The following is a 12,599-nucleotide window of genomic DNA, read 5'->3' on the forward strand; positions in this document are numbered from 1 at the left end:
TTCGTGGGCTACAACCCGCCCCCGGCCCGGGCTGTTCCGGCCCCGGGACGCCTCCGCCCCCGGGGCCGGGCCGCGCCGCTAGTGCGTGCCGAAGAACTTCTGCGCGTGCCTGACCCCGTCGGTGAGGGCGTCCACGTCGGCGAGGGTGTTGTAGAGGTAGAACGTCGCGCGGGTCGTGGCCGGGATGTTGAACCTGCGGCAGATCGGCCAGGCGCAGTGGTGCCCCACCCGGATCGCGACGCCCAGTTCGTCGAGGACCTGCCCGACGTCGTGCGGGTGGATGTCGTCCACCGTGAACGACACCGCGCCGCCGCGGGCGTCGGTGCTGACCGGGCCGATGACCCGCACGCCCGGGATCTCGCCGAGCCGCTCCAGCGAGTAGGCGATCAGCGCCTCCTCGTGCGCGTGCACCCGGTCCATGCCCAGCTCGGTCAGGTAGTCGCAGGCCGCGGCCAGCCCGATCGCCTGGGCGGTCATCGGCACCCCGGCCTCGAACCGCTGCGGCGGCGGCATGAAGGTGGAGCCCTCCATCCGGACCACCTCGATCATGGACCCGCCGGTGATGAACGGCGGCATGGCCTCCAGCAGCTCGCGGCGGGCCCACAGGACGCCGATCCCGGTCGGGCCGAGCATCTTGTGCCCGGAGAACACCAGGAAGTCGGCGCCCAGGGACGCCACGTCGACCGGCTGGTGCGGCACCGACTGCGCGCCGTCCAGCAGCAGCAGCGCCCCGACCTCGCGGGCCCGCGCGCCGATCAGGTCGATCGGCGGGACGGTGCCCAGCACGTTCGACTGGTGGGTGAGCGCGATCAGGCGGGTGCGCTCGGTCACCAGCGTGTCCAGCCGGTCCAGGTCCAGCCGGCCGTCGTCGGTGATGCCGAACCAGCGCAGCGTCGCCCCGGTCCGCGCGCACAGCTGCTGCCAGGGCACCAGGTTGGCGTGGTGCTCCATCTCCGAGACGAGGATCTCGTCGCCGGGGCCGACCTTGAACCGTTCCGACTCGGGGCCCGCGGTGGCGGCGTTGCTCATCGCGTACGCGACCAGGTTGATCGCCTCTGTCGCGTTCTTGGTGAACACGATCTCGCCGGGCACACCGCCGATGAACGAGGCGATGGTGGCGCGTGCGTCCTCGTAGGCGGCGGTGGCCTCCTCGGCCAGCAGGTGCGCCCCGCGGTGCGGCGCCGCGTTGTGCCGCTCGTAGAACTCCCGCTCGGCGTCCAGCACCCGGACGGGCTTCTGCGAGGTCGCCCCCGAGTCGAGGTAGACCAGGTCCCGTCCGCCCCGGACGGTGCGCGACAGCAGCGGGAAGTCCTTCTTGAGCTCCTCCGGAAGCAGCGTCATGACGTTCTCCCCCCTCGCCGTCCTCGTAGCTCGGCGGCCGGCCGGCTCATAGCGCCGCGCCCGCCTTCACGTACTTCTCGTAGCCCTCGTTCTCCAGCTGCTCGGCCAGCTCGGGGCCGCCCTCGGCGACGACCCGGCCGCCGGCGAACACGTGCACGAAGTCGGGCTTCACGTACCGCAGGATGCGGGTGTAGTGGGTGATCAGCAGCACCCCGGTCTCGCCGGAGCCGCCGAACCGGTTGACGCCCTCGGACACGACCTTGAGGGCGTCGACGTCCAGGCCGGAGTCGGTCTCGTCCAGCACCGCGATCCTCGGCTTGAGCAGCTCGAGCTGCAGGATCTCGTGCCGCTTCTTCTCACCGCCGGAGAAGCCCTCGTTGAGCGAGCGCTGGGCGAAGGCCGGGTCGATGGCCAGCGCGGCCATCGCCTGCTTCATCTCCTTGCTGAACTCGCGCAGCTTGGGCGCCTCGCCGCGGACGGCGGTGACCGCCGAGCGCAGGAAGTTCGACACCGAGACCCCGGGCACCTCCACCGGGTACTGCATCGCCAGGAACAGCCCGGCGCGGGCGCGCTCGTCGACGCTCATCTCCAGCAGGTCCTCGCCGTCCAGCGTGACGGAGCCGGAGGTCACCAGGTACTTGGGATGGCCCGCGATCGCGTAGGCGAGGGTGGACTTGCCGGAGCCGTTCGGGCCCATGATCGCGTGGGTCTCGCCGGCCTTCACGGTCAGATCGACCCCGCGCAGGATCTCCTTGGTCCCGTCGGCGCCTTCGGCGACCGAGACGTGGAGGTCGCGAATCTCTAGGGTGGTCATGATCCTTGCTCTCTCAGTCGTCGGAGCCGAGCGAGACGTACACGTCGCCGTCCTCGACCTTCACCTTGTACGTGGCGACCGGCTGCGTGGCCGGCGGGTTGGTGGGCTTGCCGCTGCGCAGGTCGAAGCAGGAGCCGTGCAGCCAGCACTCGATCGTGCCGTTGTAGACCTCGCCCTCGGAGAGCGAGACCTCCGCGTGCGAGCAGATGTCGTTCACCGCGTACACGTCGTCACCGCTGCGCACCAGCGCCACCGGTGTGTCGTCGATCTCGACGCCGAGCGCCCCGTCGGCGGGGATCTCGGCCAGGGGGCACACCTTGACGTAGCTCATCGGCCGCGGGCACCCCCGTCGGCGGCGCCCCGGTCCAGCTCGGCCTCGATCGCCTCGGCCACCTTGACCCGGACGTCCTCCACCTCGATCCGCTCGATGAGCTGCCCGAGGAAGCCCCGGACGACCATGCGGCGGGCCTCGTCGTGGGGGATCCCACGGGCCTGGAGGTAGAACAGGTGCTCGTCGTCCAGCCGCCCGGACGCCGAAGCGTGCCCGGCCCCCGCGACCTCGCCGGTCAGGATCTCCAGGTTGGGCACCGAGTCGACCCGGGTGCCGTCGGTCAGCACCAGGTTGCGGTTGAGCTCGTAGGTGTCGGTGCCCTCGGCCTCGGCCCTGATGATCACGTCGCCGATCCAGACCACGTGCGCGTCCTGGTCCTGCAGGGCGCCGCGGTAGTCGACGCGGCTGCGGCAGTGCGGCACCGCGTGGTCGACCAGCAGCCGGTGCTCCAGGTGCTGGCCGCCGTCGGCGAAGTACACCCCGTACAGCTCGGCGTCGCCGCCGGGCGCGTCGTAGGACACCGACGGGGAGAGCCGGACCAGGTCGCCGCCCAGGGTCACGTTGTGCGAGACGAACCGGGCGTCGCGGCCCAGCCGGGCGTGCTGGTGGGACACGTGCACGCTGTCGTCGGCCCAGTCCTGCAGGCTGATGACCGAGAGCCGGGCGCCGTCGCCGACGACGAACTCGACGTTGTCGGCGTAGGTGGCCGAGCCGCGGTGCGCCAGCACCACGGTGGCCTCGGCGAACGGCTCGAGGATCACGGTGATGTGGCCGTAGGCCGCCGCCGTGGCGTCCTCGCCGTTCAGCCGGAGCACGGTCGGGCGTGACGCGACGGTCTCCTTCGGCACGGTGACGACGGTCGCCTCGGCGAACGAGGCCCACGCCTGCGCGCTGACCCGGTCGGCCGGCACGTAGGCCCGGCCGAGCCGGGCGTCGCCGCGGCCGGCGGTCTCGACGGTGACCTCGGGGGCCGCCTCGATCTCCACCAGGACCTTGCCGTCGCCGTCGGCGGTGCCGTTGTGCAGGCCGCGCAGCCGCCGCAGCGGGGTGAACCGCCACTCCTCCTCGCGGCCCGTGGGGACCTCGAAATCGGCGACGTCGTAGGAGGCCCGCTCGTGCAGGGTCGAGACGGGCCGCTGCTGGAGCCCCATCAGCCGACGGCTCCTTCCATCTGCAGCTCGATCAGCCGGTTGAGCTCGAGGGCGTACTCCATGGGCAGCTCGCGCGCGATCGGCTCGACGAACCCGCGCACGATCATCGCCATCGCCTCGTCCTCGTTGAGGCCGCGGCTCATCAGGTAGAACAGCTGGTCCTCCGACACCTTGGAGACGGTGGCCTCGTGGCCCATCTCGGCGTCGTCCTCGCGGACGTCGACGTAGGGGTAGGTGTCGGAACGGCTGATCTGGTCGACCAGCAGCGCGTCGCACTTGACCGTGGACTTGCTGTGCCGGGCGCCCTCCTGGATCTGCACCAGGCCCCGGTAGGAGGTGCGGCCGCCGCCGCGCGCCACCGACTTGGAGACGATGGTGCTGGAGGTGTTGGGCGCGGCGTGCACCATCTTGGCGCCCGCGTCCTGGTGCTGGCCCTCGCCGGAGAACGCGATCGACAGCGTCTCGCCCTTGGCGTGCTCGCCCAGCAGGTAGACCGCCGGGTACTTCATGGTGACCTTGGAGCCGATGTTGCCGTCGACCCACTCCATGGTGGCGCCCTCGTAGGCGACGGCGCGCTTGGTCACCAGGTTGTAGACGTTGTTCGACCAGTTCTGGATCGTGGTGTAGCGGACGCGGGCGTCCTTCTTCACCACGATCTCCACCACGGCCGAGTGCAGGGAGTCGGACTTGTAGATCGGCGCCGTGCAGCCCTCGACGTAGTGGACGTAGGAGCCCTCGTCGGCGATGATCAGGGTCCGCTCGAACTGGCCCATGTTCTCGGTGTTGATCCGGAAGTAGGCCTGGAGCGGGATCTCCACGTGGACGCCCGGCGGGACGTAGATGAACGAGCCGCCCGACCACACCGCGGTGTTGAGCGCGGCGAACTTGTTGTCGCCGACCGGGATCACCGAGCCGAAGTACTCCTGGAAGATCTCCGGGTGCTCGCGCAGCCCGGTGTCGGTGTCCAGGAACAGGACGCCCTTCTCCTCCAGGTCCTCACGGATCTTGTGGTAGACGACCTCGGACTCGTACTGGGCCGCGACCCCGGCGATGAGGCGCTGCTTCTCCGCCTCGGGGATGCCGAGCTTGTCGTAGGTGTTCTTGATGTCGGCGGGAAGGTCCTCCCAGGACGCCGCCTGCTTCTCCGTGGAGCGGACGAAGTACTTGATGTTGTCGAAGTCGATCTCCGACAGGTCCGAGCCCCAGGTCGGCATGGGCTTCTTGGCGAACAGCCGCAGCCCCTTGAGGCGCAGGTCGAGCATCCAGTCGGGCTCGTCCTTCTTGGCGGAGATGTCGCGCACGACCTCTTCGTTCAGGCCGCGACGGGCCGAGGCTCCGGCCGCGTCGGGATCGGCCCAGCCGAACTTGTACCTGTCGAGCCCTTCCAGCTCCGGGTGGGCTGCCGTAGTCATAGGGAGGTCCTCCCGGACTCCTCGTCGGAAATGTCGTCGATCGCCTTCGGGCCGGCCTGCGCCGGGCCCTCCGGTGCCCCTTCCCCCGCTTCTCCGCGGAGTGACCGGGGACTGACGTGGGTGGTGCAGATCCCGTCACCGTGGGCGATGGTCGCCAGCCGCTGGACGGGGGTGCCCAGCAGGCGACTGAACGCCTCGGTCTCGGCCTCGCACAGCTGCGGGAACTCCGCGGCGACGTGCGCGACCGGGCAGTGATGCTGGCACAGCTGCTCGCCGCCGCCGGGACGGGGACCCTTGGCCGCCGCCGCGGCGTAGCCGTCGCCCGAGAGCGCCTCGGCCAGCTTGCGCACCCGCAGGTGCGGCGGCGCCTCCTGCACGACCGGCAGGTAGCGGCGCTCCAGGTCGGCGATCTGCCGCCGCGCGAACTCCGTCACCGCCCGCTCGCCCGCCTTCTCGGCCAGGAAGCGCAGCGCGCTGGTGGCCAGGTCGTCGTAGGCGTGCACGAACGCGCTGCGCCCGGCGTCGGTGATGGCGAACCACTTGGCCGGCCGCCCCCGCCCGCGCCGCGTCTGCGGCCGGGCGCGGCGGATCTCGATCATGCCTTCGGCCAGCAGCGCGTCCAGATGACGCCGGATGGCGGCCGGGGTCAGGCCGACCCGGTCGCCGAGCGCGGAGGCGGTGATGGGACCGTGTTCGAGGACGAGCCGGGCCACCCGGGCGCGTGTGTCGCGCTCGGTGACCCCCATCGTCTTCTCGCCCACGTTTTTCACAACATCAGTGTGCCGTAATTCCTTCCCGCGGGCCAATAGCCACTACATGTCATGGCTCACGCAGGTAAGCCTTACCTAAGATGCATGGACGCGAGGGTGGGGCGGCACGGCGGCGTGACACGGCGGCGTGACACGGCACGCACGCCTCTTGCCGCAATCCGGACGCGACTTTGAACCCCGTGGGCGGGGGCCGGAAAGCCGGGGACGCCGGCTGGCTACGGAAGCACCGGAGGACCGGGCGGGCTCAGACGCGCCGGACGGGCCGGGACGCGATCACCACGCCCGCCGCCAGCAGGACGCCGGCCATCACCCACGGAACGATCGTGCGGCGCGACGGGAGCGCGCGGCCTCGGGGCCGCGGGGCGCCGAAGGACGTCAGGTGCAGGACGAACTCGGGGTCCTCCTCGGCGGTCCGCCGCGCGATCTCGTTCAGCGTACGGATCTCGTCCGCCGTCAGCGCCATCTCTCCCCCAGGTACGACGATCCGGCCCCACGTCGGAGCACGGGCAGTAGAAGGTGATGAAACGGGTTTATCCGCTTTTATGTTGTATGTCCAATTCTTGACCTTGTTCTTGCCGCGCGTCCTCCAAGGTCACGGCCTCGCCTCGGCCTCCCCCGGACGTATCGCGCGCCGGATCGGGCCCGGCGGCGCCCTGCCCCGGCTCCGGAGGCCGCGGCGTCCCGGGGCGGTCCTAAACTCGGGTCCATGGCACCCCCTGGTGAGAGCGCGGTCGAGCTCGTCGAACTGGTCAAGCGCTACGGCGCGCGGACCGCCGTGGACGGGCTCTCCCTGCGCGCCGGCCGGGGCGCCGTCACCGCGCTGCTGGGGCCCAACGGCGCCGGGAAGACCACCACGATCGAGATCTGCGAGGGGTTCCGGCGCGCGGACGCCGGAACGGTCCGGGTGCTCGGGCTCGACCCCGTGAGCGACGCCCGGGCCCTCAAGCCGCGCGTGGGCGTGATGCCGCAGTCCGGCGGCGTTCCCGGGACGGCGCGGGCCGGGGAGTTCCTGCGGCTGATCGCCTCGTTCCACAGCGCGCCCCTCGACCCGGCGGCCCTGCTGGACCGGCTCGGCCTCAGCGGCCACGCGCGCACCCCGTACCGCCGACTGTCCGGCGGGCAGCAGCAGCGGCTCTCCCTGGCGGTCGCCCTCGTCGGACGGCCCGAGCTGGTCTTCCTGGACGAGCCCACCACCGGCCTGGACCCGCAGGCCCGGCACGCCACCTGGGAGCTGATCGAGGAGCTCCGCGCCGCCGGGGTGGCGGTCGTGCTCACCACCCACTACATGGAGGAGGCCGAACGCTTGGCCGACCACGTCGTCATCGTCGACCACGGCAAGGTCGTGGCCCAGGGCGGCCCCGACGAGCTGGCCGGCGCCGAGCGCCAGCTGCGGTTCCGGGCGCGTCCAGGGCTGGGGCTGGAGGAGCTGCTGGCGGCGCTCCCCGTGGGCAGCGCCGCCAAGGAGTCCCCGGCGGGCCACTACCTGGTCGAGGGCGACGTCCGGCCCGAGCTGCTGGCCACGGTGACCGCCTGGTGCGCCTCGCACGGCGTCATGGCCGAGGAACTGCGGATCGAGCGGCGCACGCTGGAGGACGTCTTCCTGGAGCTGACCGGCCGGGAGCTGAGGGCATGACCGCCTCCTCCACCCCGTCGGCGTCCCGGCCGGCCGCGCTCGACCTCGCCCCGGCCCCCGGCGCCGCCCCGCTCCTCCGGATGATCCTGGCGCAGACCGGCTACGAGCTGCGCTCCCAGCTGCGCAACGGTGAGCAGCTGCTCCTCACCCTGGTCATCCCGGTGGTCCTGCTGGCCCTCTTCGGCGCGACGACCCTGCTGGATCTCGGCCCGGGCCGCCGCGTCGACTTCCTGGCGCCCGGGATCCTCGCGCTCGCCGTGATGTCGACCGCGTTCACCGGGCAGGCCATCGGCACAGGGTTCGAACGCCGGTACGGCGTGCTGAAGCGGCTGGGCGCCACCCCGCTGCCCCGTTCCGGGCTGATCGCCGCCAAGACCCTCACCGTCCTGGCCGTCGAGGCCTTGCAGGCCGCGGTGATCTGCGCGGTGGCGCTGGCCCTGGGCTGGAGCCCGCACGGCGACCCGCTGTCGGTGCTGGCGCTGATCCTGCTCGGCACCGCCGCGTTCAGCGGCTTCGGCCTGCTGATGGCCGGGACGCTGCGCGCCGAGGCCACGCTCGCCGCCGCGAACCTGGTGTACGTGCTGCTGCTGGCGGTCGGGGGCGTGGTGTTCCCGCTGGACCGCTTCCCGGAGGCCGTCCGTTCCGCGCTGGAGCTGCTGCCGATCTCGGCCCTGGCCGACGGGCTGCGGCAGGTCCTCCAGGACGGCGCGGCGCTTCCCGGCGGGGCCCTGCTCGTCCTGGCGGTGTGGGCCGCCGCCGGCCTGGCCCTGGCGGCCCGCTTCTTCCGATGGGAATGACCGGCGAAGGGACAGCTGCCGATGGCGCTCGCTGAGGCCCCCGGCTCCCACGGCCGCGTGGGCGGGTTCTCCCCTCGCCTGCGGGCCCTGTCGTTCGGGGCCCTCCCGCCGCCCGCGCTGATCCTGCTGGGCATCATGTCCCTCCAGGTCGGGGCGGGCCTGGCCAAGCACCTGTTCGACCGGATGCCGCCGAGCGCGATGGTGCTCATGCGGCTGCTCACCTCCGCCGTCGTCCTGGGCTTCCTGGCCCGCGGGGCGCTGCGGGGCGTGCTGCGCGACCATTCGCGCCGGAGCCTGGCCGTCGCGGGCTGCTTCGGCCTGTCGCTCGCGCTCATGAACTACTCCATCTACCAGTCGTTCTCCCGCATCCCGCTGGGCATGGCGGTCACCATCGAGTTCCTCGGGCCGCTGCTGGTCTCGATCGTGGCCTCGCGCCGTGCCCGCGACCTGGCGTGGGCCGTCCTGGCCGGCGCCGGGGTGGTCATGCTCGCCCGCGGCGGCGGCGAGGCGGACCTGGTCGGCATCGGCTTCGCCCTGCTCGCCGGGGCCTGCTGGGCCGCCTACATCCTGCTCAGCGCCGCCACCGGGCGCCGCTTCGCGGGCTCCTCCGGCCTGGCCCTGGCCAGCGTCGTCGGGACGTTCGCCATCCTGCCGGTGGGGGTGGCCGAGGGAGGGTCCGCGCTGCTGGACCCGCGGCTGCTCGCCCTGGGCATCGGGGTGGGGCTGCTGTCCTCGGTGATCCCGTACTCGCTGGAGCTGGAGGCGCTGCGGCGCATGCCCGCCCGGGTCTTCGGGATCCTGATGAGCCTGGAGCCGGCCGTGGCCGCGCTGGTCGGCGTGGTGCTGCTGGGCGAGATCCTCACCGGCCGCCAGTGGGTGGCGATCGGCTGCGTCATCGTCGCCTGCGCCGGTGCCGCCCTCGGTCCGGGCGGCGCGGTGGCGGGACCGTCCGGCGACGTGGAAGGATCTTCGGAGGACGAACGTCGGAGACACGTCGGAGAGGGGCCACCGTGACCGGCTGGGCAGAGGGACAGGGGCTTCCGCCCGAGTACTTCGAGGCGGGCACGCCGTCGTTCGTCGACTTCCTGCGGGTCCACTCCCCCGAGATGCTCCCCGTCAACCGCGTCCCCGGCGAGAACGGCACGGGGCTCGACCTGCCGCACGGCACGACCGTCCTGGCCCTGACCTTCCCGGGCGGGGTGATGATGGCCGGCGACCGCCGCGCCACCCGCGGCCACCAGATCGCCTACCGCGAGCTGGAGAAGGTCCAGCGCGCCGACGAGCACTCGGTGGTGGCCTTCGCCGGGACCGTCGGCCTGGCGCTGGAGATGGTCCGGCTCTTCCAGGTCGAGCTGGAGCACTACGAGAAGATGGAGACCGTCCCGCTGTCGCTGCCGGGCAAGGCCCGCCGGCTCGGCGCCGTCATCCAGGCCAACCTCGCCCAGGCCCTGCAGGGGCTGGCGGTGGTGCCGCTGTTCGCCGGGGTCGACCCGGACACCGGCGAGGGCAGGATCTTCACCTACGACATCACCGGCTCGCCGTCCGAGGCCCGGCACTACCACGCCGAGGGCTCGGGCTCCCCGTACGCCTCCGGCGCGCTGAAGAAGCTCTACCGGCCCGACCTGAGCGTCGAGGACGCGGCCACGGTGTGCGTCCAGGCGCTCTACGACGCGGCCGACGACGACACCGCCACCGGCGGACCCGACCGGGCCCGGCGCCTGTACCCGGCGGTGTCGGCGGTCACCGCCGACGGTTACCGGCGGCTGCCCGAGGAGCAGGTCGCGGAGATCGCCGACGCGGTGATCGAGGCCCGCCTGGAGCGCCCGGACGGGCCGGTCGCGCCCCTGCGCTGACTGTCGTACCCCGCGCCTAGACTCGCCGCATGGCACGGGCGAACGATGAGGCGGCGGCCCTCATCCAGGAGTTGGCGGACCTGCTCTCGATCACCGGCGGGGACGCTTTCAAGATCAGGGCCTACGAGAAGGCCGCGCGCGCCGTCGCCGGCCACCCCGACGACATCGCCGGGCTGGACCTGGCCGGGCTGCGGAGGATCCCCACCGTCGGCGACGCCATCGCCAAGAAGCTGCTCGACTACACCACCACCGGCACCATCCGGCAGGTCGAGGAGCTGCGCGCCCAAATCCCGGCGGGGGTGCGCGCGCTGACCGCGATCCCCACCCTCGGCCCGAAGAAGGCCCTGACCCTGTACGAGGAGCTGGGCGTCGCCTCGGTCGACGAGCTGGCCGAGGCGATCGGCGCGGGCCGGCTGCGCGGCCTCAAGGGGTTCGGCGCCAAGACCGAGGAGAACATCCTCCACGGCATCGAGCTGATGCGGCAGTCCGGCGACCGGGTGCTCATCGACGTGGCGGCCGAGCTGGCCGAGGAGATCGTGGCGGCCCTGTCCGCCCTGCCCGGCTGCCTGCGCTGCACGTACGCCGGCTCGCTGCGGCGGATGCGGGAGACCATCGGCGACGTCGACATCCTGGCCGCCGCCACCGAGCCCCGGCCGATCATGGAGGCGTTCACCGCCCTGCCCTTCGTCGCCGAGGTGATCGGGGGCGGCGACAAGAAGACCTCCGTCCGCACCGCCCAGGGCCTGCAGGTCGACCTGCGGGTCGTCCCGCCCGAGTCCTGGGGCGCCGCCCTGCAGTACTTCACCGGCTCGCAGGCCCACAACGTCCGCACCCGCGAGATCGCCGTCCGCGCCGGGCTCAAGCTCTCCGAGTACGGCCTGTTCGACGCCGAGTCCGGGGAGCTGATCGTCTCCGAGACCGAGGAGGAGGTCTACGCCCGGCTCGGCCTGCCCTGGATCCCGCCGGTGCTCCGCCAGGACCGCGGCGAGATCGAGGCCGCCCGGCGGGGCGAGCTGCCCCGCCTGGTCACCGTCGAGGACCTCCGCGGCGACCTGCACTCCCACACCGACCTCACCGACGGCATCGCCACGCTGGAGGAGATGGTCGCGGCCGCCGCCGAGCGCGGCCTGTCCTACTACGCCGTCACCGACCACGCGCCGAACCTGTTCATGCAGCGCATGACCGACGAGAAGATGCTGGCCCAGCGCGAACGCGTCCGCGCCCTGCAGGGCCGCCACCCCGGCCTCACCCTGCTGCACGGCACCGAGCTCAACATCGACCCCGACGGAGGCGTCGACTGGGACGCCGACTTCCTGGCGGGCTTCGACGTCTGCGTCGCCTCCATCCACTCCCACTTCACCCAGGACGCGGCCGACATGACCCGGCGGCTGGTGCGCGCCTGCGAGAACCCGCACGTCCACATCATCGGCCACCCCACCGCCCGTTCCCTCGGCCGGCGCCGCCCGGTGGACGCCGACTGGGACGAGGTCTTCAAGGCCGCCGCCCGCACCGGCACCGCGCTGGAGATCGACTCCTTCCCCGACCGGCTCGACCTGCCCGCCGACCTGGTCCGCCGGGCCCTGCGCCACGGCGTGAAGTTCTCCGTCGACACCGACGCCCACTCCCTGGCCGACCACCGCAACATCCGCTACGGCATCGGCACCGCCCAGCGCGGCTGGCTCACCCCCGACGACGTCATCAACACCTGGCCCCTCGAGAAGCTCCGCGCCTTCCTCGAGAAGACCCCCTGACGCGTTCTCTCGAACACTCTCGCGAATCGTAGCGAGCGCGCTACTCTCTGCGAGGACGCGGTCTTCACCGCCTACATGAGGACCTGACAGACTGGGGAGAGCTACGCATGACCGATGTGGCCACGACGTCTCCCGCGAGGACACCGATGATCGCCGTCCCGGACTGGCCCTACGGGCCGTACACCATCGATGACCTTGACGCGCTGCCCGACGAGGGCGTGCGCCGCGAGCTTGTGAACGGGTGGATCACCGTGGCCCCATGGCCGAGCACAGTGCACGACCACGCTGCCAAGGTGCTGGAGCGAGCACTCGACCGTGCCGCCGAGGCCGCCGGCGCCGACCTCTATGTCAAGGGACCCCTCGACATCGACACCGGACCGGCGATCCGGGTCCCGGACCTGGTCGTCGTCGATGGCGGCGCGGCTCGGGCCGCGCGCGCGAGAAACGCCCGTGCCTACGACGCCATGGACGTCCAACTGGTGATCGAGATCGTCTCGCCCCGCAGCGGAAGCGAGAGGACCGACCGGGTGGACAAGGTCTTCGAGTATGCGCGGGCGGGCATTCCCCATTACTGGCTCATCGATCTGGAACCCGTACCGGTCGTGGCCGCCCGTACGCTGGGCGCGGACGGCCGCTATCACGTCACGGCGTCGGTGACGGCCGGTTCGACCCTCAAGGTGGACGACCCGTTCCCGTTCAGCATCGACCCCGCCCGCCTTCTCGGCTGAACGGGCCGGGCCCGGGCG

13 protein-coding genes are annotated in these 12,599 nt (G+C 72.1%); 6 read left to right on the forward strand and 7 right to left on the reverse strand.

Annotation, left to right across the window (positions count from 1 at the left end; translation table 11 throughout):
• Positions 1 to 78 precede the first annotated feature (78 nt).
• From IW256_RS21040 to IW256_RS21070, 7 genes are all read right to left on the reverse strand, one after another.
• Positions 79 to 1,341 (reverse strand): cysteine desulfurase, encoded by a 1,263-nt coding sequence (locus IW256_RS21040; protein ID WP_197012619.1) that lies wholly within the window; start codon positions 1,339 to 1,341, stop codon positions 79 to 81.
• Positions 1,342 to 1,387: 46 nt separating this feature from the next.
• Complete coding sequence (gene sufC, locus IW256_RS21045) at positions 1,388 to 2,155, reverse strand: Fe-S cluster assembly ATPase SufC (protein ID WP_197012620.1); 768 nt, start codon at positions 2,153 to 2,155, stop codon at positions 1,388 to 1,390.
• A gap of 13 nt (positions 2,156 to 2,168) precedes the next feature.
• Positions 2,169 to 2,486 (reverse strand): non-heme iron oxygenase ferredoxin subunit, encoded by a 318-nt coding sequence (locus tag IW256_RS21050; RefSeq protein ID WP_197012621.1) that lies wholly within the window; start codon positions 2,484 to 2,486, stop codon positions 2,169 to 2,171.
• Positions 2,483 to 3,637 carry a Fe-S cluster assembly protein SufD gene (sufD, locus tag IW256_RS21055; protein ID WP_197012622.1) on the reverse strand — a complete coding sequence of 385 codons (1,155 nt, stop codon included), beginning with the start codon at positions 3,635 to 3,637 and terminating at the stop codon, positions 2,483 to 2,485. The genes IW256_RS21050 and sufD overlap by 4 nt, the downstream gene beginning before the upstream one ends.
• Entirely contained in the window at positions 3,637 to 5,049 is a 1,413-nt protein-coding gene (gene sufB / locus IW256_RS21060; protein ID WP_197012623.1) for a Fe-S cluster assembly protein SufB, read from the reverse strand. Before sufB ends, sufD begins: the two co-directional genes overlap by 1 nt.
• Complete coding sequence (locus IW256_RS21065; protein WP_231405009.1) at positions 5,046 to 5,795, reverse strand: helix-turn-helix transcriptional regulator; 750 nt, start codon at positions 5,793 to 5,795, stop codon at positions 5,046 to 5,048. Before IW256_RS21065 ends, sufB begins: the two co-directional genes overlap by 4 nt.
• A 268-nt stretch (positions 5,796 to 6,063) precedes the next feature.
• The gene (locus IW256_RS21070) at positions 6,064 to 6,282 is read right to left on the reverse strand and encodes a DUF3040 domain-containing protein (RefSeq protein WP_197012624.1); all 219 of its coding nucleotides are present in this window, start codon (positions 6,280 to 6,282) and stop codon (positions 6,064 to 6,066) included.
• Positions 6,283 to 6,525: 243 nt separating this feature from the next.
• On the opposite strand from IW256_RS21070, the gene IW256_RS21075 reads away from it, so the two are divergent.
• The 6 genes from IW256_RS21075 (at position 6,526) to IW256_RS21100 (ending at position 12,581) form a co-directional block, all read left to right on the forward strand.
• Positions 6,526 to 7,452 carry an ABC transporter ATP-binding protein gene (locus IW256_RS21075; protein WP_197012625.1) on the forward strand — a complete coding sequence of 309 codons (927 nt, stop codon included), beginning with the start codon at positions 6,526 to 6,528 and terminating at the stop codon, positions 7,450 to 7,452.
• Complete coding sequence (locus IW256_RS21080) at positions 7,449 to 8,249, forward strand: ABC transporter permease (RefSeq protein WP_197012626.1); 801 nt, start codon at positions 7,449 to 7,451, stop codon at positions 8,247 to 8,249. The genes IW256_RS21075 and IW256_RS21080 overlap by 4 nt, the downstream gene beginning before the upstream one ends.
• A 21-nt stretch (positions 8,250 to 8,270) precedes the next feature.
• Positions 8,271 to 9,263, forward strand: a complete 993-nt coding sequence (locus tag IW256_RS21085) for an EamA family transporter (protein ID WP_197012627.1) — start codon at positions 8,271 to 8,273, stop codon at positions 9,261 to 9,263.
• A complete protein-coding gene (gene prcB / locus IW256_RS21090; protein ID WP_307828983.1) occupies positions 9,260 to 10,102 on the forward strand; it encodes a proteasome subunit beta in 843 nt (280 codons plus the stop codon). The genes IW256_RS21085 and prcB overlap by 4 nt, the downstream gene beginning before the upstream one ends.
• Positions 10,103 to 10,131: 29 nt before the next feature.
• Complete coding sequence (polX, locus tag IW256_RS21095; protein WP_197012628.1) at positions 10,132 to 11,853, forward strand: DNA polymerase/3'-5' exonuclease PolX; 1,722 nt, start codon at positions 10,132 to 10,134, stop codon at positions 11,851 to 11,853.
• A 107-nt stretch (positions 11,854 to 11,960) separates the two neighbouring features.
• Positions 11,961 to 12,581, forward strand: a complete 621-nt coding sequence (locus tag IW256_RS21100) for a Uma2 family endonuclease (RefSeq protein ID WP_231403865.1) — start codon at positions 11,961 to 11,963, stop codon at positions 12,579 to 12,581.
• Positions 12,582 to 12,599 lie beyond the last annotated feature (18 nt).

This window comes from Actinomadura viridis (assembly GCF_015751755.1).
Lineage (GTDB): Bacteria > Actinomycetota > Actinomycetes > Streptosporangiales > Streptosporangiaceae > Spirillospora > Spirillospora viridis.